This is a genomic window from Armatimonas sp. (genome assembly GCF_043757465.1).
Taxonomy (GTDB): Bacteria; Armatimonadota; Armatimonadia; order Armatimonadales; family Armatimonadaceae; genus Armatimonas.
Genome location: NZ_JAYVPL010000031.1, coordinates 1 through 18,973, shown reverse-complemented (window position 1 = coordinate 18,973; position 18,973 = coordinate 1). Strand labels below are relative to the sequence as shown.

General features: G+C 60.4%; 17 protein-coding genes. 9 read left to right on the top strand and 8 right to left on the bottom strand.

The window, feature by feature from the left end:
* Positions 1 to 232 precede the first annotated feature (232 nt).
* Genes ACH2ED_RS04545 through ACH2ED_RS04535 form a run of 3 tightly spaced genes read left to right on the top strand, consistent with a single transcriptional unit; the run spans position 233 to position 6,164 of the window.
* A complete protein-coding gene (locus tag ACH2ED_RS04545) occupies positions 233 to 1,507 on the top strand; it encodes a TolC family protein (protein ID WP_395089022.1) in 1,275 nt (424 codons plus the stop codon).
* Entirely contained in the window at positions 1,504 to 3,105 is a 1,602-nt protein-coding gene (locus ACH2ED_RS04540; RefSeq protein WP_395089021.1) for an efflux RND transporter periplasmic adaptor subunit, read from the top strand. Before ACH2ED_RS04545 ends, ACH2ED_RS04540 begins: the two co-directional genes overlap by 4 nt.
* Entirely contained in the window at positions 3,102 to 6,164 is a 3,063-nt protein-coding gene (locus tag ACH2ED_RS04535) for an efflux RND transporter permease subunit (protein WP_395089020.1), read from the top strand. The genes ACH2ED_RS04540 and ACH2ED_RS04535 overlap by 4 nt, the downstream gene beginning before the upstream one ends.
* On the opposite strand, the gene ACH2ED_RS04530 is transcribed toward ACH2ED_RS04535, so the two are convergent.
* On the bottom strand, positions 6,161 to 7,081 hold the full coding sequence (locus ACH2ED_RS04530; protein ID WP_395089019.1) for a sugar phosphate isomerase/epimerase family protein: 921 nt from the start codon (positions 7,079 to 7,081) through the stop codon (positions 6,161 to 6,163). The two genes, ACH2ED_RS04535 and ACH2ED_RS04530, sit on opposite strands and share 4 nt — an antisense overlap.
* Positions 7,082 to 7,165: 84 nt before the next feature.
* Between ACH2ED_RS04530 and ACH2ED_RS04525 the strand changes: the two genes are divergently transcribed.
* Complete coding sequence (locus tag ACH2ED_RS04525) at positions 7,166 to 8,509, top strand: ATP-binding protein (RefSeq protein ID WP_395089018.1); 1,344 nt, start codon at positions 7,166 to 7,168, stop codon at positions 8,507 to 8,509.
* Between the two features lie 11 nt (positions 8,510 to 8,520).
* On the opposite strand, the gene ACH2ED_RS04520 is transcribed toward ACH2ED_RS04525, so the two are convergent.
* From ACH2ED_RS04520 to ACH2ED_RS04510, 3 genes are read right to left on the bottom strand one after another with little or no spacing between them, the layout of a single operon-like run.
* Positions 8,521 to 10,521, bottom strand: a complete 2,001-nt coding sequence (locus ACH2ED_RS04520) for an OPT/YSL family transporter (protein ID WP_395089017.1) — start codon at positions 10,519 to 10,521, stop codon at positions 8,521 to 8,523.
* A 17-nt stretch (positions 10,522 to 10,538) separates the two neighbouring features.
* The gene (locus ACH2ED_RS04515) at positions 10,539 to 11,351 is read right to left on the bottom strand and encodes an RNA methyltransferase (RefSeq protein ID WP_395089016.1); all 813 of its coding nucleotides are present in this window, start codon (positions 11,349 to 11,351) and stop codon (positions 10,539 to 10,541) included.
* Between the two features lie 10 nt (positions 11,352 to 11,361).
* Positions 11,362 to 11,745 carry a RidA family protein gene (locus ACH2ED_RS04510; RefSeq protein WP_395089015.1) on the bottom strand — a complete coding sequence of 128 codons (384 nt, stop codon included), beginning with the start codon at positions 11,743 to 11,745 and terminating at the stop codon, positions 11,362 to 11,364.
* 90 nt (positions 11,746 to 11,835) lie between these two features.
* Between ACH2ED_RS04510 and rplU the strand changes: the two genes are divergently transcribed.
* The 5 genes from rplU (at position 11,836) to ACH2ED_RS04485 (ending at position 15,431) form a co-directional block, all read left to right on the top strand.
* Entirely contained in the window at positions 11,836 to 12,144 is a 309-nt protein-coding gene (gene rplU, locus ACH2ED_RS04505) for a 50S ribosomal protein L21 (protein WP_309691279.1), read from the top strand.
* A 27-nt stretch (positions 12,145 to 12,171) separates the two neighbouring features.
* On the top strand, positions 12,172 to 12,456 hold the full coding sequence (gene rpmA / locus ACH2ED_RS04500) for a 50S ribosomal protein L27 (RefSeq protein WP_394794242.1): 285 nt from the start codon (positions 12,172 to 12,174) through the stop codon (positions 12,454 to 12,456).
* A 66-nt stretch (positions 12,457 to 12,522) separates the two neighbouring features.
* A complete protein-coding gene (gene obgE / locus ACH2ED_RS04495) occupies positions 12,523 to 13,866 on the top strand; it encodes a GTPase ObgE (protein ID WP_395089014.1) in 1,344 nt (447 codons plus the stop codon).
* Between the two features lie 9 nt (positions 13,867 to 13,875).
* Positions 13,876 to 14,544: a redox-sensing transcriptional repressor Rex gene (locus tag ACH2ED_RS04490; protein WP_394794243.1), complete on the top strand. Its 669-nt coding sequence runs from the start codon at positions 13,876 to 13,878 to the stop codon at positions 14,542 to 14,544.
* 20 nt (positions 14,545 to 14,564) lie between these two features.
* The gene (locus tag ACH2ED_RS04485) at positions 14,565 to 15,431 is read left to right on the top strand and encodes a ComEC/Rec2 family competence protein (protein ID WP_395089013.1); all 867 of its coding nucleotides are present in this window, start codon (positions 14,565 to 14,567) and stop codon (positions 15,429 to 15,431) included.
* On the opposite strand, the gene ACH2ED_RS04480 is transcribed toward ACH2ED_RS04485, so the two are convergent.
* From ACH2ED_RS04480 to asnS, 4 genes are read right to left on the bottom strand one after another with little or no spacing between them, the layout of a single operon-like run.
* Positions 15,419 to 16,111 (bottom strand): N-acetylmannosamine-6-phosphate 2-epimerase, encoded by a 693-nt coding sequence (locus ACH2ED_RS04480; protein ID WP_395089012.1) that lies wholly within the window; start codon positions 16,109 to 16,111, stop codon positions 15,419 to 15,421. The two genes, ACH2ED_RS04485 and ACH2ED_RS04480, sit on opposite strands and share 13 nt — an antisense overlap.
* On the bottom strand, positions 16,075 to 16,779 hold the full coding sequence (locus ACH2ED_RS04475; RefSeq protein ID WP_395089011.1) for a SpoIIE family protein phosphatase: 705 nt from the start codon (positions 16,777 to 16,779) through the stop codon (positions 16,075 to 16,077). Before ACH2ED_RS04475 ends, ACH2ED_RS04480 begins: the two co-directional genes overlap by 37 nt.
* A gap of 2 nt (positions 16,780 to 16,781) precedes the next feature.
* Entirely contained in the window at positions 16,782 to 17,363 is a 582-nt protein-coding gene (locus tag ACH2ED_RS04470; protein ID WP_395089010.1) for a hypothetical protein, read from the bottom strand.
* Positions 17,364 to 18,749 (bottom strand): asparagine--tRNA ligase, encoded by a 1,386-nt coding sequence (gene asnS / locus ACH2ED_RS04465; protein ID WP_395089009.1) that lies wholly within the window; start codon positions 18,747 to 18,749, stop codon positions 17,364 to 17,366.
* Positions 18,750 to 18,973 lie beyond the last annotated feature (224 nt).

Sequence of the window (18,973 nt, the reverse complement as noted above, 5' to 3'; positions counted from 1 at the left end):
GCCATCGCTGACGGCTTGCTCGGGAGCGCCCCCCAACGCGATCGTGCTAGATGCCGACAGCGGCGCGGTGCTCGGCACGATCGCGTTGGGGGCGCTGTGGCTAAGAATATCGTAACGGGTGAAAGTGAAAAGTCTATGAAAGCATTTTTGGTAGCAACTAGCTTATAATGCGCGTGGCTAAGAAACCATGAGGCGATCAATAAATCTTTGGGTGGTGGGTACTTTCTTTTTCGTGGGAACGGGGGGCCTTGCGCAGGCACCCAATCCTAATCTCGCAACGCTCGACGGTGCCGTGCGTCAGGCAGTTACCAGGCACCCCGATATTCTCGCGGCGAGGCAGCGCGTTCTTCAAGCCGAGTCACGCCTTGCGGGAGCACGAGCCCTCCCCAATCCCGAGCTGGACATCGGGCACGGGCAGAGCTTTACCAGCCCGGGCGCGAGCAACACGGACTCGGATGTTCAGATTACCCAGCGGTTCAATCTCTTTGGGCAGCGACAGGCACTGAGTGCGCAAGCCCAGTTCGAAGTAGAAATCCCCCGCACCGAGCTTCGTCTGATGGAGCAGGATGTGGCCTACCGAGTACGCTCTGCCTGGTTTAACTTACAAGCCGCGCAGGCCCTATCAGAGTTCACCAAGCAGGCCCTCGGCGTCGCGGAGACTTTTGCACGACTCGCGGATGCCCAGTACAAAGCGGGCGATGTTCCCATTGCCAATGTGCTCCGTAGCGAGTTCGAGGCGGAGAACGCGCGGCAGGCTCTGCTTGTGGCGGAAACCAACGTCAACGTGCAAACCGCCACTCTCAATGCACTTCTCCAGCAGCCTCCCGATGCGCTGCTTTCCTTGCCCGCTCTCTCGGGTGCGACTCTCAAGACCTACGAGAAGGCAGCGCTGCTCCGTGGCATCGAGCAACAGCCCCGTGTTGTGTCCGCACAGGCGCTGCTCACCGCACAGCGAGCGGGGATCGAGGTGGCGAAGTCCGCAAACCGGCCCGAGGTCGTGGCTATCTATGCGCATAACCAGCTCCAGAACTGGCTGGGAGGAAACAGCTACCGGGTGGGTGTTGTTTTTCCGCTACTGGACAATGGGCGGATTCGCGCCTCAGTGCGAGAGGCGCAAGCGGCTACGACGGAGAAAGAAGCAAGCCTGGCATCCGTGCGGCAGCAGGTTGCACTCGATCTCACGACGGCGATCTATCTTCAGGAGCAAGCACGAACGCTCGTGCCACGCACGGGCGAGGAGCAGCTCCAGCGTGCGCTCCGCCTCTACCAGCTCGCGGAGACGGGCTACCGCGAAGGGGCGACTAGCTATCTAAACGTCCTAGATGCGCTTGGGGTGCTCCGCTCCGCGTTTCAGAGCTATCTCAAAGCGCTCTCTGACTACAACATCGCCGAGGCGGGTTTGGAACGTGCTTTGGGAGCAGCGCTACCAGCCCCGGTGAGTACGCGGCCCATGCGCTACGAACCGCCGACTCTCAATCTACTCAGTCAGGGTGGGAAAAAAGGATGAATGCCTTGCGTCGTGTACTTCCGATTGTGCTCGCGGTTGTCTTAACGGGCACTCTCTTTTTTTTCTGGCGGCGTAGCACCTCTGCCCCGAACGGCGAGGGAGCCGCTGAGACTGAGGTAAAGGGGATTGCCCAGGTGCAAGTTGCCGTCGCCGGGCCACGTCCTTTGAAAGAGACCGTGGAACTGCTGGGGGTGACAGAGCCCGAGCCCAATGCCACCACCTTGGTCAGTGCACAGGTCGCGGGTCGGCTCCGCTCGATGTCCGTGCGTGAAGGCGACTTCGTGCGAGCCGGGCAGGTCGTGGCGGAGCTAGAGTCCGGTGAAGCGCCCTCACAGCTTGCTCAGGCCACTCTCGCAGTGGATCAGGAGAAGCTCCGTGTCGGCTTTTCCCAGCGCCAGAGCGAGGCTAGCCTCCTTGCCGCTCGTGCCCTGGTGAAAAAAGCAGAGGGCGAGCTTATCGCATTGCAAAGTGGCAACGGGGCCGAGGTGAGGAAGGCCAAGGCGGTGCTGGTAACGGCGCAGCGGGAGCTAGAGCGTGTGAAGGCGGGCTCCCGTCCCCAAGAAATCGCTGCCGCGCGAGCGGCTCTCACGGAAGCGGATGCACAGAACCAGTCGGCACAAGCGCAGCTAAAGCGCACCAAGCGCCTTCTCGACGAGCAGGTGGTCTCGCAGCGGCAGTGGGAAGAGGCCAAAGCGGCGGCGCAAGTGGCGGAGGGCGTCTACCAGGAAGCGCTCCAGCGGAGGAAGCTCGTCGAAGAGGGTAGCCGTAAAGAGGATATTGCTGTCGCCGAGGCACGTGTCGCCGAGGCCGAGAGCACCCTCAAGGTGGTGGAGGGTGCAAAGCTTACCGAAGTGGGCAAGCATCAAGAACTCGCTGCCGCGAAAGCGCAGGTGACGAGTGCACAGGCCGCTCTGGAGCAAGCCCGGGCCGGAAAGAGCGATGTCCAGCAGAAAGAACACGTAAAGCTCCAGACCGAGGTGCGTGCCCAGTACCTACGTGTCACCGCGCCTCTCTCGGGGATCGTGGTTCGTCGCGCCGCCAATGTGGGCGATACGGTGCAGCCGGGATCGCTGCTTCTGGAGCTGGGCCAGCCAGGGCACTTGCGGTTTCGTGTGGGTATCCCTGAGACACGCCTGGCAACACTGCGTGTCGGTCAGGAGGCTACGCTGCGCTTTGATACTCTCTCAACAACTTCGTACCGTGCCCGGGTTAGTGGTCTGGGGCAAGGCACGGATGGCAATGGCAACGGGGTCGCGTGGCTGACACTGTTGGGTAGTGCACTGAGCAACCTGCGAGCGGGGCTTAGTGGTAAAGCGCTGGTGACGCTCTCAGCCAGCGCTTCGGGTGTCGTTATTCCCACCTCCGCGCTCGTTGAGGAGGAACAGGGAGACGCCGTGGTCGTGGTCGGGACGGACAGCGTCGCCCACCGCAAGAAGGTCAAGCTCGGGCTGCGCAACGAGGACTGGGTGGCGATCCGTGAGGGGGTCGCTTCCGGGGAACAAGTTGTTATCGTCGGAGCACACGAGGTCGAAGATGGGGGCAAGGTGAGCATCGAGGCCAAGAAAAAAACAGAAAAAGCCGACGAGGAAAAACCATGAGGCTGGCGCAGTTTCTGACACGCTATGCCCGGGCATTGCTCTTTTTGACGATGATCGCCTGTCTGTTTGGAGTGTTCTCAATCCGCACGGTGCCGACGGCGATCTTCCCCCAGCTTGACATTCCGCGCATCAAGATCATGGCTGACTACGGCGACATGCCTCCTGGACGGGTGACGGTCGAGGTGACCAAACCCCTAGAGCAGGCACTCAGTAGCGTCCCGCAGATACGGAGAATTCGCTCGGTAACGTCGCGGGGCTCGGCGGAGCTGACGGCGGACTTCCAGTGGGGAACACCGATGCTCCAGACGCTGAATCTGGCTAACACCAATCTCGCGGAGGTGCGTGCGACTCTGCCTGCGGGTGTCGTGCTTCGCACCCAGCTCATGCGCCCCACGGTTTTCCCGATCTTAGGTCTGAGCCTGACCTCGGCTCAGTCGGATCTCTCGGCACTGCATGACTACGCCAACTACACCCTCCGCCCCGAGCTCACCAAGCTGGAAGGAGTCTCGGAAGTGCGTCTTGTGGGGGGGCACGCGCGGGAGTACGCCGTGCGGCTCGATCCGTCCCGGCTTCGGGCACACGGGCTCTCGGTCACGCAAGTCGAGGAGAGTATCAAGGCGAGCAATACGGTCTCCGCCGTGGGACAGTTTGATGAGCGCTACCATAGATTCGCCGTGCTCTCGGTCAACCAGGCTAGCGGCCCGGAGGGGATTGCGGGCGTGGTGGTCGCGGCGAAAAACCAGACTGCGATCACCGTGGGCGATCTGGGCACGGTGACGCGTAGCTTCACTCCCGAGAATGTCGCGGTCACAGCGGCGGGTACCGAGGCTGTGCTGGTCAATGTCCTGCGTCAGCCCGATGGCAACACCATGAGTATCGCACGGGATGTGCGGGCAACTCTGGCGCGCTTGAAGGGAAGTCTGCCTGCGGGGACGAAAGTGGAGTACTTCTACGACCAGGCGGATCTGGTACAAGAGGCCGTGAGCAGTGTCGGGGAGGCGATTCTCATCGGCGGGGCGCTCGCAGCCTTCGTCCTGATTCTCTTTCTGGGCAACTTCCGCTCCGCCGCCGTCGTTCTGACCGTCATCCCTGCCTCGCTCCTGATCACTCTTGGGTTGCTCTCTCTACTAGGGCAGACCATCAATATCATGACAATGGGCGCACTCGCCGTGGCGCTCGGTCTTGTCGTGGACGATGCAATTGTGGTGGTGGAGAATATCTACCGGCACCTGCAAGACGGCCTGCCGACTCAAGAAGCCGTGACACAGGCGCTCAAAGAGATTGGCCCTGCCATGGTGGCCTCGTCGCTCTCGACCATTGTGACCTTTATCCCTTTGACATTGCTCTCCGGAATCACCGGCCAGTTCTTCGGCCCCTTGGCGCTCACCATTGTCTTAACACTCACCGTCTCGCTACTTCTGGCGATTACCATTGCACCGATTCTCGCTGCACACTGGCTACGGACAAGTTCCACAGGGGGGAGTAAGGAGTCGCAGGGAAAGCTCATGCAACTCGTGGGCAATCTCTATGGACGCGTCTTGACCACCGTTTTGCACAATAAAACGGCTTTCTTCTTCTTACTGGTACCCGTGCTCTTTGGAGTCTATGTGCTCTTCACGCGGCTCGAAACTGGCTTCATGCCCGCCATGGACGAGGGCGGGTTTGTGCTGGACTATAAGATGCCACCGGGCACATCACTGGCCGAGACGAGCCGAGTCTGTCGGCAGATTGAGACGCGGCTTTTGGAGACACCCGAGGTACAGGCATACTCCCGTCGCTCAGGGGCGGCGCTGGGCTTTCATCTCACCTATCCCCATGACGGGGATTTTCTGGTGCGCCTCAAACCACGCGCACAGCGCAAGCGCGGCGTGGACGCCGTGATGGACGATCTGCGCGATAAGATCCATGAGGAAGTCCCGGGCATTGAGATCGAGTTTATCCAGATCCTGAAAGATCTTATTGGGGATCTTGCGGGCGCACCCGAGCCCGTCGAAGTTCGGATCTACGGCGATGATATCAAGAAGCTCCAGGCGCTTGCCCCTGAGGTTGGGAAGCGGGTAAGCTCCGTTAAAGGCGTCGTGGATGAGTTCGATGGGATCACTAAGAGTGGCCCTGAGATCGAGCTGAAAGTGGACAAAGCAAAGGCAGCCGCCATGGGAATGACTCCCGAGTCGGTGAGCGCGGCGGTGAACACAGCACTCTACGGCGATGTCGTGACGACTCTTATACAAAACGGCGAGCGGCAGGTTCCCGTGCGCGTCTGGAGCCAGGCCGGGCGACAGCGTAGCCTCAGCGACTTGCAAGAGCTTTTAGTGGTCACCCCGAGCGGTGACTCTGTGCCCCTGGTAACGCTAGCGAGCGTGGAGCGGACAGTGGGGAGCACCGAGACCGAGCGCCAGGGCCTGCGCCCCATGGTGGCCGTCACGGCGCAGATCAGTGGCCGCGACTTAGGCAGTGTCATTGAGGACGTGAAAATCCAGCTCAAGAAGCTCAATCTTCCGCCCGGCTATATCATCGAGTACGGCGGGCTCTACGAGAGCCAGCAGGAGTCGTTCAAGCAGCTCCTTCTGATCCTTGGCATCGTCATTTTGTTGGTTTTCTTAGTGATGCTCTTCTACTTTCGCTCGTTTGAGGAACCCACTGCGCTCTTTGGGGCCGCCATCGCCTCGCTCTCGGGTGTCGTGCTGGCGCTCACGATTACCCACACGCCGCTCAATATTGGCTCGATTACCGGAGCCATCATGATCATTGGGATTGTCACGGAGAACGGTATCTTTCTCTTTGACTACACGCGCCAGCTCGCCCTGCGCGAGTCACTGGCGGCGCTGTCTTTAGACGAGCTGCTCGTCTATGCGGGCAAAGTGCGTCTTCGCCCCAAGCTCATGACTATCCTCACGGCGATACTCACGCTCTTTCCGTTGGCGCTCGGAATCGGGGCGGGTGCGGAGCTGCAGCGGCCACTCGCGATTGCCGTGATTGGTGGGCTCTCGATGTCCACGCTCTTCACACTGATTCTCGCGCCCGCGCTCTACTCCGCACTCAAGGGCAAGCGGGGCTAGAGTGCGTCCTCGACCACGCGCTTGAGTTTTTCCAGACCCGTTTTCGCCACCGAGAGCGGGTCTTCCTGGTAGTAGCTCTCGTTGAAGAGCTCCAGAGAGAGAAAGCCACGGAAGCCACTGTAGTCTAAGTTGCGCAGGATACGCCGCAGAGGCGCGACACCGTCGCCGGGATAGACTCTGTCGGCATCCTTGATCTGCTCAGGGGCGATATCCGGGTAGTCGTTGACATGGAAGACAGGCAGGCGATTGCCGGACAGTAGTGTCAGGCCGTCAATGGGCGAGCCGCCTTTATAGAGATGGTAGACATCACAGAGAATGGAGGCATCCGGGTGCCCAGACTCCACAGCGATCAGCGCCGCCTCCCCAAGCCGGTTGAGGTTGGCGGAGAAGCCCCATACCTCGACCATGGGCACCACCCCGAGCTCCTCACCCAGCACACAGAGAGTCCGGTAGCGCTCCGCTGAGGGGAGGAGCTCTATCTTCGGACTGCCTGGCGTGTGCACTCCAAACGGCGGCGCGGCGATCCGTCGCCCCCCTAGTCGTGCGAGCAGTGTCATGTCGTGCCGCGCCTGCACAAGGCCCGCCTCGCGCTTTTCGTCGTCGTCGTTGATCCAGTCGAAGAACCCGATGGCGGACTCCACCGTCAGGCCAATATCTAGTAGCTCGCCGCGCAAATCCGAGAGACTGCCCCCCGCAGCGACAAAGCGCTCCAAATCCTCCATCCACGGCTCGATGGCATCGTAGCCCGCTGCGGCGGCGAGGCGGCACAAGTCGGGGAGAGGGAGCTTGTGCTTGCGAACCGTGCTGGTGTTGAAGCAGAAACGAAAGGGAAACGACGGCGACTCCAGAAGCTCCGGGAAGGGCGCGATCGCCCCTTCCGTTGTTGCTGTGGGCCTCTCTTCGAGAAGGGTTGGCATAGTTAGGGAGCAATTCGGTAGCGCTACCAGGTTTTCCTGCGTGATTGACACAACTCTCTCTATGGGCTACCATAGGGCAGCCAGATGGAAAACGTGGAGACGGGTAAATTATCGCCAGAGGAGATGCAGGGGCAGCTCGAGCATCGTGAGAGACAGATCGAGGCGATCCGTCGTACCAGCGACGCTCTCTTCTCACATCCCAGTGTTGAGGCAATGGTGCAAGCGACACTTGAGATTGCTCTGGAGGTGCTCCGTGCCGACTCGGGAACCGTCTACCTCTACAACCGTCCTACCGATACCCTTGTCTTTCGGTACGTGATCGGTCCCATGGCCACTCAGCTCATCGGCAAGTCCATTCCCGCCTCGCAAGGGGTTGCAGGAACGGTCTTCCGCACCGGAACCCCTGTGCTGATTGGCGATGTGAGTCAGCGGAAAGACTTCAATCCCACCGTTGACGACGATACGGGCTACAAGACCAAGTCTATGATGACGGTTCCCGTGAAGCGTACTGGTGGCTCGCCCATTGGGGTGATGCAGGTGATGAATCCGACCGTTCCCTTCACGCAGCACGATCTTGAGGTTCTGGAAGTGCTCTGTGCCCAGGCCGCCACGGGGATTGAGCACGCTCAGCTTTTAGAGGCACAGCGCAACGCGGAGATCGGCAACCGGGTCGGGGAGATCGCTCACGACATCAAGAACATGATGACCCCGATTGAGACAGGCATCCTGACACTTCAGCCGGTGCTCAATGACATGTTTGAGCAGGTTGCGGCGACGGTAGGCAAGTGTGCGCCGGAGCATACCTGGGGAGCGGAAGTCAACGATGCGACGGCAGGTGTTGGTAGCCTCCACACCTGGCTGCTGGATGACCTACTCGCGGCGGCTAGGCGGGTTGGGCGGCGCACGGCGTATATTGCGGGGATGGTCAAGGGGACACTGCCTCCCCCGATCTTTGAGGAAGGCAACCTTAACGACGTGGCCAGCGATGTGGTCAAGACCCTGGTGCGTACCGCTCAAGACAAGGGGCTGAGCCTCAAGACCGACCTCGATGACGCGTTCCCGAACACACTTTTCGACTACGACCGCTTCTTTGACTGTCTCTACAACCTGGTAAACAACGCGCTCCCGGAGACCCCACCCGGAGGCAGGGTGACCGTGCGTACGCGTGGCCCGAACACTCCCGGCGGCTCCCTCACCATCGAAGTCGAGGACACCGGACGGGGTATCCCCGAGGATATACTTGATAAGCTCTTTACCAAAGATGCGATCTCCACCAAGGTAGGGGGGACCGGTCTGGGCACCAGTGTTGCCGCGCGGGTGGTACGTGAGCACGGAGGGGATATTAAGCCCGTTAGCGTGGTGGGTAAAGGCTCAACTTTTATCATTAGTGTTCCCCCCGTTCCGCCCTCGCCTGAGTCTCCCGGGTAGCACTCTTTAAGTTACCAGTTGATCGGGTAGACATTGATTCCCGAGAGGGCACCCCACGCCGTGGTCAGCCCGCCGCCCAGTAAGTCTCCCGCGATGAGCCCTAAGAAAAATGGGGCAAATTTTTTGTAGGTATCCGCACCACCGTAGCGCAGAACTAAGATTTTTAGTAGCCACGCGATGAGAAAGGGGAGCCAGGTGCTGGTCATCGTATTGGTGTTGGCCATGGCGTAGCCAACGGGATGCAGTGGCCACGACAGAAACCGTGCCCGCAGGAACATCATCCCACCAGTGAAGGCGAACCCAAAACCAATCGCCGCAAGGCCGCGCAGATCCGGGGCGGTGGGGTTGCGCAGTAGAGCTACCAAGTTTTCAAACGGCTGACGGCCCATGCTCGTGCGCCAGGCATCGGTCTTGGCCTCCGCACCGTAGCCGTGCCAGAGCATCAGGGCGATTGCAAACGACGAAATCAGCCCAAATACGGTGGCAATGGCGATAGCGGCGAATGTCTTGCGGCGGCTCGCCCCGACACTATCGGCCATCTTAAGGGCCTCAAGCTGGTGGGGCATGGGCAGGCAGCGCATGTCGAAGTTGCCCAGCACGGGGCGCATGAACGCCAGAACCGTGAGGTCGGCGGGGGTGAGCAGGCCGGTTCCAAACGTGCGGGTCAGTAAGTGGTTGACATCCACTTCGGGGCCAAAGAGCCAGGCGTTTCCTGTCTCGGCACGGATGCGCGTGGCCGCTACCATATAGCAAAGAGAGAGAATGACTAGCAGCGCCGCGATGAGGGGCTGCATTCCGGCGACGATGCAGAAGCCGATCATCAGGCCCGTGGAGACGAGCAGGCCAATTGCTGCCGTTCGGTAGCTGAGCGCCTCGTCGGTGTCGTCTAGGTCGCCGGACTCACTCTTAGAGCCACCAAAGGCCATCGAGACCACTTCTTTGACGTAGCTGCGCGCCAGCCAGAGCGGGACGAGTGCCAGCGCGAGAAACGCACCCGCGCCCTGCTGCCCGATAAATGGGAAAGTCGCACGCTGTGTCCCGATCATTCCGGCGTCTATGTTCAGCGCCGCCCCCACCACGTTCTCAAGGCGCGTGAGCAGAAAAAAGAACCAGCCGGAAAAAGTGACCTCGACCGGAATAAAATATGCCACGCCCACCACAAACGGATAGAACGAGAGCGGCGTGCGGCCCATCGCGTTCCACGGGGGGCTGGAGACAATAGAGGGCAGTTGCGCTAAATCAATGTCGGCGCGCAGAGAGACTAGGGGGAACTTCGGGTCGTTGAGCGCGAGCGTGTTGATGAGTGCTACGGAGAATGGCAGCACCATCCCCGCCCAGAAAAGCTTGTTGCGAAAGAGCGAGTTTTTGGAATCATCCGCTCCCGCCTCAACTAGCGCAAGCGGCAGGGCGACGGTTGGGAAGCTGAGCTTCTCGCGGTCCACCCACTGGCGGCGCATGAGCGAGACCAGGCAGAACGTCGCGAATGTGAGCGTCAGCAGAAAACCAATCCAGACTAACAACTGAGGCGCCCAGAGGCCCCAGGGCGGCGTGGTCTTGCCCTTGTAGAAACCATCGAGCACTTCCGGGTTGGTCTGGGCCATCCAGTGGGGCACGAAGCGGTGGAACGTCGAGGCCCAGGCGTTGGCGTCCGTGGCGTAGTGGAACGAGGCAACAATGGTCGGCACGAGAAAATGGAGCTGGCCGGAGGAGCTGAGCACCGTGGAAGTGGTCACCATCACGTACACCATCAATATCTCCGCCGCCGAGAGTGCCGACTGCGGCAGCGTCCGGCGTAGCAGCAGATTCACTCCCGCAACCCCAAAGATCAGCGTGACGGCTCCCACCGGAGTCGCCGTGGCCGCAATCGCCGAGTGGCCCTGCACCCCGCTCATCACCAGCTCGGCGTAGTGAATCCACAGATTTGTCAGAACTGTCAGCCCCAGCCCCAAAAGCACCGAGCGCACCGTCAGTCCCAAAGCCCGTGTGTTTTCCAGAGCCCGCGCATTTTTCATGTGGGTATTATAGCCTCTTAACCTCCGCCGGGTGGGGGCGGGGGGGTAAGATTCCGATGCACTCGGCTAAATAGTGCGAGCAGCACGCCTAGCTCATGGCGGGTGGGGTCAAGGCGGCGAAAGAGCGCTTTCACTAGCGCGGGTACGGGGCTTGGCGTGCCGGTGCGAACAAAACCGCTAGCCGCCATCACACCGTCGAGATGCCGGTCAAACTGCATGAACGCATTCTCCGTGGGCGCGTCCGAGAGAGCCGCTACGGAGAGTTCACAGGGAAGTGCCCGCGTGATCTCGTAGAGCGTGAGCAGAACGGACTGCGCGAGATTGAAGCTCGGGTAGGCTGCCGTGGTGGGAATGCGAACGACCCAGCGGCACAGACTCAGGTGCTCGTTGCGCAAGTCATCGTCCTCGGGGCCAAAGACCAGTGCGGTTTTGCGACTCACGCGCTCGGGGAGCTTTTCTGACCACTGTGGCAAGCTGACATAGTGCGCCGGGTTCTCGCCTTTTCGCAGTGCCAGCCCGACCACTTCCTGCATGCCGTCAATCGCCTCGGGGAAGCTATCGTGAAGCGTCATCGCGTCCAGAATCACCGACGCATCCCGCGCGGTGACGCAGGCGCGCTCTCGGTCATAGCCACGCGGTGCCACTAAGTGCAGGTGCGAAAACCCGAGGTTCTGCATCGCCCGCGCCACCGAGCCAATATTGAGACTCTCCTGCGGCTCGATCAGAACGATATGAAAGTTGTTCAATGGGGTCCTATTGGGTTCACCGCCGATGGGAACGGCGGTGCTAAAGAACGTCGCAGGCTCCGCTACGAAGGCCGTTCCGGTCATGCCAAATACCCTAGGGGCAGACCGCGAGCACTTTCAGTTCCACGTGAATCCCACGGGGGAGCGCCGCGACTTGAATGGTGGTGCGGGCGGGGCGAATCTGGCCTAGGTACTCGGCGTAGATTGCGTTGTAGGTGGCGAAATCTTTGTCTAAGTCCGTGAGGAAGCCGGTGACATCAACGACGTTTTCGAGGCTCGCCCCGGCGGCTTCTAAGATCACGTTGAGGTTGTAGAAGACGCCGTGGACTTCGTCGGCAAAGCTTGCGGGCAGCTCTTTCTCGCCGCGCTTGTGAGGGCCGAGGCCGCTGATAAAAAGCAAGTCGCCCACGCGGCGGGCGTGGGGATAGGCGGCGACGGGGTCCGGGCCGCTCGGGGCCATTAGCTCTGTTCCATTCATGCTTGGTACGGTACAGAGTAAATTGGATTTGCGCAAGCCGGATGCCCATGATAAAATCCGGGGGTTGTCTTGACAGAGGTTGACAAAATTATGTATGCAGTGATTCGAACGGGCGGCAAACAATATCGTGTCGCAGAAAAAGATACTATCGTCGTTGAGAAGCTGGAAGGCTCCGAGGGCGATGTCTTGACCATTGAGGATGTCTTGTTTCTCGGTGGAGAGACTCCCGTGTTTGGTACTCCGACAGTGAGCGGTGCGAAAGTGACCGCGACCATCGTGAGCCAGGGCAAGGGCAAGAAGATTAATGGCATCACCTATATCAAGGTGAAGAACCACCAGCGCCACTATGGCCACCGCCAGCTGGAGACCCGTCTGCGCATAGACTCCATCGCTGCGTAGGCTCTTTATAGAGAAGGAATACAGAAAATGGCACATAAAAAAGGGGTAGGCTCGTCCCGCAACGGCCGCGATTCCAACGCCCAGCGCCTGGGTGTTAAGGAGTATGCCGGTCAGTACGTCACCGCCGGTTCCATCCTGATCCGCCAGCGTGGCAGTGAGTTTGATCCCGGTAAAAATGTTGGGCAGGGCAGCGATTATACGCTCTTTGCCAAGATCAACGGGATCGTGAAGTTCGAAGGCCACAAGCAGACACGCCGTATCTCGGTGTATGCAGTGGCTCCTGTCGAGGAAGTGGCGCCCGCGAGCGCATAAGCTTTCTGACGAAAGAAACTCAGGCCCGGTCTGCTTGGCAGCCGGGCCTTTGCTTTGGGGTACCCCATGTTTATTGATGAAGTTGAAATCTGGCTGATGGCGGGCAGTGGGGGCGCGGGTGCCCTGACTTTTCGCACCGAAAAGCACGTCCCTCGGGGCGGCCCCGATGGCGGTGACGGTGGGCGTGGGGGCTCTGTGATCTTTGAAGTGGATCCAAACCTCTCCACCCTGCTCGATTTCCGGCCTGGCAAGAAGTACCGAGCGGAGCGGGGCGAAAATGGCCTGGGCAAGCGGCAGTTTGGCAAGCATGGCCCCGATCTCGTGCTGAAAGTGCCACCCGGAACCCAGATCCGCGATGCCGAGACCAAAGAACTCCTGTCTGATCTTGCCCATGTCCCGCAGCGAGAGACCCTGGTGCAGGGCGGGCGCGGCGGACGAGGCAATGTTCACTTCGTCACCAGTGTCCATCAAACTCCCAAGTTCGCCGAGAAAGGCGAGCCGGGCGAGGAGCGACGGGTCAAGCTGGAGCTGAAGCTGCTCGCCGATGTGGGGCTACTGGGCTATCCCAACGTGGGGAAGTCCACGCTCCTGGCTGCGGTGAGCGCCGCCCGGCCCAAGATAGCCGACTATCCCTTTACCACACTTGTCCCTAATCTTGGGGTGGTGCGTGCGGCGGATCACCATCACTTTGTGATGGCTGATATACCGGGACTGATTGAGAATGCCAGTGAGGGCGCGGGGCTTGGGATTCAGTTCCTCAGGCATCTGGAGCGCACACGCTTGCTGGTGCACATGCTCGATGTCTCCGGGCTCTCCGGGCGCGACCCGCTGGAGGACTTCGCAATCATCAACCGTGAGCTGGCTGCCTTCTCAGAAGACTTAGCAGGGCTGCCTCAAGTGGTCGTCTTTTCGCGCGTGGACGTTCTGGCGGACCGGACAGGGCTGGTGGCACTGCGCGAACACTTCGAGGCGCTCGGGCTGGAGGTTTTTCCGATCTCCAGCGTGACGAGCGAGGGGGTTCGCGATCTGATCCTGCATGTCTGGACCCGCCTGCAGGCGCTTCCCAAGGACCTACCCAAGCTAAGTGGAGTGGTGCATATCACGACCAACAGCCGTGATGACGAAGACCCACGCCGCTTTACAATCGCCCGCAACGAGGAAGAGGTGCTCGTGGTCTCTGGCAAGGGGCTGGAGCGTGCTGTGGCGATGACGGACATGGGAAATGAGTATGCAGTGCGCCGTCTGCAACGTCAGCTAGAGCGCTGGGGAGTCTTTGCTAAGCTTAAAGCCGCTGGTGCTCAAGAGGGAGACAGCGTTCGAATTCGCACGGCTGAGTTTGACTACGTGGACGAAGACGCTTGGGGCCTTGAAGAGGCTGGGGAAGACGACGAAGACGACGACGCGGTATAATTGTGAACAATGGTACAAACTCCAACAGAGGAATCGGCGCCACTTCCTAAAGTTCCGATTCCAACTCTTGAGCGCCTGACTACCTACTTGCGTTGTCTGGTGGACTTGGGCGCAAGTGACGTTCATACCATCTCCTCCGCGCAGATCGAGCAGTATACCAGCATCAGTGCGGCGCAGTTTCGCAAAGATCTCTCCTATTTCGGCGAGTTTGGCAAACCCGGGGTCGGCTACCAGGTGGCGGAGCTGGAGGCGCGGATCGCACGGATTCTCCAGATCCACAAGCTCCAGCCGATCTTGCTCATTGGGGCAGGAAACCTGGGCATGGCGCTGGCCGCCTATCCTGGGCTGACGGAACATAAGTTTCGCATTGTCGCCCTCTTTGATAGCGACCCTAACAAGATCGGTAAGCGCGTCCATGGGATGGATATTATTGATTTCAACCGTATGGGGGAGATCAATATCGCGCTCCAAGCGCAGATGGCGATTCTTGCCGTGCCTACCAGTGCTGCACAGGCCGCTGCCGACTGCGCGATTCAGAGCGGGGTACGCGCTCTGCTGAACTTCGCCCCGACGGCGCTGAAGGTGCCACCGGGAGTGGTGGTGCGCCATGTCTCGTTCTTGCAGGAGCTCGCGGTGCTGTCCTACCACCTGACTGAGACCGAAAAGCGAGGCCAGTGATGGCGGGGCGGCGGCGCCGCGTGCTAGCCTGGCTACTTTTAGCGCCGCTGGGTAGCCTTGCGCTGGTGCTGGGAATACGCCTGCGGCCTGTGCCCAGAGTGATAATTCCCTCGCTCCCTCCCAAATCGCTCGTGGTCAGCTACCTCAAAGTGGGGCAGGGGGAAGCCTCCTGGGTGAAGACTCCCGACGGTCGCTTTCTGGTCATCGGTGCCGGGCCATCCGGAGCCGGGGCGCATGTGGCGGAGTCGCTCGTTGCCGCAGGGGCGCAACAAATTGATCTGCTCATTCTTCCTTACCCTTACAGTGAGTCTCTCGGGGGGGCGCAGGAGCTAATCGCCCGTTTCCCGATCAAAGCGGCTCTGGAGCTAGGCTGGGAGCAGGTCAACCAGCGTCAGCAGGAGACACGTGATGCGCTCCTGAAGCGCCGTATTCCGATCCAGATTGGGCGAGCGGGGCAGGCATTTGAGCTAGGCCCGGGGGGGAGGCTTGACGTTCTTTTTCCCCACTTACCTTTTGTCGCGCGGACACCTGCCGCTGCCAATAATGCCCTGGTGCTTCGCCTGACTTGGGGGAGTACCCATTTTCTTTGGGAGAGCGGCTTGGAAAAGGCCGGCGAGCAAGCGCTACTCGCGCTGGGGCAGGAACTCTCTGCCGATGTGCTTCGGGTTGCTCGCTTTGGCAATGCGGGTGCTTCATCGCCCGAGCTGCTGCACCTAGTCGCGCCGCAGTTCGTGGTGGTAAGCGTGGACGATAAAACAGGAGCACTGCCCGCACTGGCCACTCTGGAGCGCCTGAGAGCTACCGGAGCGACGGTTCTACGAACCGATACACAGCCGCATGATCTCTTTTTCTTCTCCGACGGTCAGCAAGTCACTCAGGCACTCTGACGTAGCGCGGCCACGAACCTCTGGGTGATCTGGGCGGGGCGTGTAATCGCTCCCCCCACAATCACGGCAAAAGCCCCGGCCTCAAGCGCCCTGCGGGCATCGTCTGGTGAGTGAATACGCCCCTCGGCAAAGAGTGGTACGAGAAGATTTCTCGCCGCGAGCCGGGCGACAAGCTCAAGATCGGGCCCCAGGAGCTGAGGCGAGCTCGGAGTATAGCCTGAGAGCGTGGTCGAGAGGGCATCCGCCCCGGCGTCAATGGCCGCCAGCGCCGACGCTTCACTATCAATATCGGCTAGGACAAGCCGCCCGGTCTCGCGTTTAACCGCCTGGATGAGCTCCGCTGTCGAGCCTTCTGGGTGAGGACGTAGGGTGGCATCTAGGGCGATAATCTCCGCTCCCGCCTCCGCGACCGCCACGGCCTCGCGCAGGCGCGGCGTGATGTAGACCTCCTCAAACCCCGGCACCACGACCTTCCAGAGCCCGAAGAGCGGCAGCTCGGGCACAGCGTGTTTGATGGCCGCGATGTCCACAGGGGTGTTGGCGCGAATCCCGACAGCCCCGCCGCGCCTCGCCGCGAGCGCGAGCTTTGCCATGATCTCCGAGCCAAAGAGTGGCTCCCCTTCGAGTGCCTGGCAGGAGACGATCAGCCCGCCTTGAAGCGGTGAAAAAATCTTGTCCACGGTGCTATTGTATCCTGGATGCTTTTTGAGTCAATGCGGACAACGATCAGCGCGACATCGTCGTAGAAGTGCCCGGCGGGTGCGGCGGCCAGGGTCAGGAGTGCCTCGGCGGCGGCATCGGCGCTCGTCGCGCTCCGCACGGCCTCGGTGATTGCGAGGGGATCGGCGTACTTGAAGAGGCCATCGCTGGCAAGCAGAAGTGTGCCGGGGCCAGAGAGTTTCAGCTTAAAAGGAATCGGCTCGGCGGCTCCCGTTCCCAGAGTCGGCTTACGTTTCTGGGCTTCGGTCAGGTCGAAGTGGCCGTCGGCGGTGATCCACCATGCCTCCGAGCTGCCCACCGACGCCCCAGTGAGCTTCTGGGGCGTGAGACACAGCGCTACCAGGGTTGTCTGACCTGCGTCGGGGTGGGCGACAAGCGCATCATCGAGCGCTCTGAAAAATCCCCTCCAAAGCCGCTCCCCTTTTCGTGCCAGTTTCTCTGCCTCAAACTCTACTGTCTCAATAGCCAGTGAGGCCGCCTCACCGCCGCCCCCCACGCCACCAGCTACGGCAAGCACAAGAGACTCTGTGAAGGTCGTCACCGCCACGGCTCGATCCGCCGATGCCTCCCGGTAGCTGGCCCGGCGTAGCGCGACCGAGTAGTTCGGGAGAGCAGCAAAAGAGAACATGGCTAGCGGGTGGGGCTACCCATCGCCTCGTTGGCGCTGGCTTCCAGCACGAGTGTGATCGGGGTGGGCTTCGTATCATGGGATGGGCCCGTCTGTGGGTCTGCGAAACGGGCAATAGTAGTGGTCTTGCTGAAAGGGATCCGTCGCGAGGCCTGGAGCGACTCCGTGACTTCACGGCGTGTGCCCCGTAGCCGAGCGGCCTGTGTGCTGAAGAGAAGCTGGACTTCGCCCGGACTGCCGTGGAGGGTTCCCTGAAGCTCACACATACCGCCACTGAGGCTGATACTCACGGGGGCTTTGTTTTCCAAAACCAGGCTCTTTTTATCCAGCGCTTGGCGGCGTGCTCCAGGCCCGAGCTTCACGAGGGTCAGGGTGAGCAAGTAGCGAAAAGGCTTCACATCGGCGAGCTGCGCCATCTGTGCCAGGAGCTCAATCGCCTCTTTTTCCCCCTGCACCGTAAGCCGCATTTTCTTGTCGTCAGGTAGGAGCGCATTGACCCCGTTCGGCTTTTTTAGTTCGGTGGTGAACTTGGAGGGCTTGAGATACTGAAACCGCAGCGTGCGGGTGACAACTTGGCGGCCCATTTAGAACTCCGCGCTTCCCGGAGTGCGGGGGAAGGGAATGACATCCCGGATGTTTTTCATTCCGGTTAAATAGAGCACCAGGCGTTCCAATCCCAGTCCGAAGCCCGCGTGGGGTGCGGAGCCGTACTTGCGCAGCTCTAAATACCACCAGTAGACTTCCTCGGGCAGCTCCTGCTTGCGGATCTTGTCAATCAGCACCTCGTAGCGCTCCTCACGCTGGCTTCCCCCGATAATCTCTCCAATGCGCGGCGCAAGCACGTCCATCGCCCGTACGGTTTTCTCATCGTCGTTGAGGCGCATGTAGAAGGCCTTGATTTCCTTGGGATAGTCCGTGACAATCACGGGGCGCTGAAAAACCTCGTCGGTGAGATAGCGCTCGTGCTCGGACTGGAGATCGCAGCCCCAGAAGAGAGGGAACTCAAAGCTCTTGCTGGTGCTGGCTTTTTCTAGCAGCGCAACGGCCTCGGTGTAGGTGATCTGCGCAAACGTACTGGTCGCCACTTTCTCCAGAGTCGGCAAGACACTCTCATCAATGCGCTTGGTGAAGAACTCCAGATCCGCAGCACAGGTATCTAAGACATGCTGAATCACGTACTTGAGAAACGCCTCCGCGAGCGCTTTATTGCCCTCTAGGTCGCAGAAGGCCATCTCGGGCTCGATCATCCAGAACTCGGCTAAGTGGCGCGGGGTGTTGGAGTTCTCGGCGCGAAATGTGGGGCCAAAGGTGTAGGCATTGGTGAAGGCCAGCGCGAAGATCTCGGCCTCAAGCTGCCCAGAGACCGTGAGATGAGCCTGCTTACCAAAGAAGTCCTCTTTGAAGTCAATAGCCTTTGTCTCGGTACGCGGCAGGTTCATTAAGTCTAGGGTGGTGACACCAAACATCGCACCGGCCCCTTCGGCATCGCTTGTGGTGATGATGGGGGTGTGGACATAGAGAAAGCCGCGCTCCTGGAAGAACTTATGGATCGCCCACGACACGGCGTTGCGTACCCGAAAAACCGCACCAAAGGTATTGGAGCGCACGCGTAGATGCGACTGTTCGCGGAGAAACTCAAACGTGTGGCGCTTGGGCTGGAGCGGGTAGGTCGTGGGGTCGGCAGTTCCCAGGACGGTGATCGTTTTTGCCTGAAGTTCGACACTCTGCCCGGAGCCGGGTGACGAGGCAAGCTCCCCCTCGATGACGAGGCAGGCTCCCGTGGAGACGCCCTCGGGCACAACACTCGGGTCCGCGACTACCTGGAGATCCGCGAAACACGAGCCGTCAGAGAGCTGGATAAACGAGACGCCCTTGCCAGAGCGGACGGTCTTTACCCAGCCCCGTGCAACGACAGCGCTGCCGACGGGCTGGGTGAAGAGATCACGAAGATACTGCCCAGGTTCTACCATGGGCTCAGGATACCATAATCAAAATCGGGCAGCGAAACTCGCGTCTCGCTGCCCGATTTCTAGATAAACGCCGCGCCTACGGCAGGACGTGGGAGACTGCTGCGCCAGTGCCGATGGAGCAGGTAGGGTCGGTGCCCAAAAGTCCCAGGGTGTAGGTTCCGCTCGACGGGCAGAGGGGAACGCTGCCCTTGATGTAGGTGGTCGTACCGCTACCACAGAGATTT

What these genes read in the sequence shown, in the direction of transcription:
- ACH2ED_RS04475 (WP_395089011.1), bottom strand. Translation starts at nt 16,779, where the DNA reads ATGTTCTCTTTTGCTGCTCTCCCGAACTACTCGGTCGCGCTACGCCGG.
- ACH2ED_RS04540 (WP_395089021.1), top strand. Translation starts at nt 1,504, where the DNA reads ATGAATGCCTTGCGTCGTGTACTTCCGATTGTGCTCGCGGTTGTCTTA.
- ACH2ED_RS04470 (WP_395089010.1), bottom strand. Translation starts at nt 17,363, where the DNA reads ATGGGCCGCCAAGTTGTCACCCGCACGCTGCGGTTTCAGTATCTCAAG.
- ACH2ED_RS04515 (WP_395089016.1), bottom strand. Translation starts at nt 11,351, where the DNA reads ATGACCGGAACGGCCTTCGTAGCGGAGCCTGCGACGTTCTTTAGCACC.
- ACH2ED_RS04530 (WP_395089019.1), bottom strand. Translation starts at nt 7,081, where the DNA reads ATGCCAACCCTTCTCGAAGAGAGGCCCACAGCAACAACGGAAGGGGCG.
- obgE (WP_395089014.1), top strand. Translation starts at nt 12,523, where the DNA reads ATGTTTATTGATGAAGTTGAAATCTGGCTGATGGCGGGCAGTGGGGGC.
- ACH2ED_RS04525 (WP_395089018.1), top strand. Translation starts at nt 7,166, where the DNA reads ATGGAAAACGTGGAGACGGGTAAATTATCGCCAGAGGAGATGCAGGGG.
- ACH2ED_RS04490 (WP_394794243.1), top strand. Translation starts at nt 13,876, where the DNA reads ATGGTACAAACTCCAACAGAGGAATCGGCGCCACTTCCTAAAGTTCCG.
- ACH2ED_RS04520 (WP_395089017.1), bottom strand. Translation starts at nt 10,521, where the DNA reads ATGAAAAATGCGCGGGCTCTGGAAAACACACGGGCTTTGGGACTGACG.
- rplU (WP_309691279.1), top strand. Translation starts at nt 11,836, where the DNA reads ATGTATGCAGTGATTCGAACGGGCGGCAAACAATATCGTGTCGCAGAA.
- ACH2ED_RS04535 (WP_395089020.1), top strand. Translation starts at nt 3,102, where the DNA reads ATGAGGCTGGCGCAGTTTCTGACACGCTATGCCCGGGCATTGCTCTTT.
- rpmA (WP_394794242.1), top strand. Translation starts at nt 12,172, where the DNA reads ATGGCACATAAAAAAGGGGTAGGCTCGTCCCGCAACGGCCGCGATTCC.
- ACH2ED_RS04510 (WP_395089015.1), bottom strand. Translation starts at nt 11,745, where the DNA reads ATGAATGGAACAGAGCTAATGGCCCCGAGCGGCCCGGACCCCGTCGCC.
- asnS (WP_395089009.1), bottom strand. Translation starts at nt 18,749, where the DNA reads ATGGTAGAACCTGGGCAGTATCTTCGTGATCTCTTCACCCAGCCCGTC.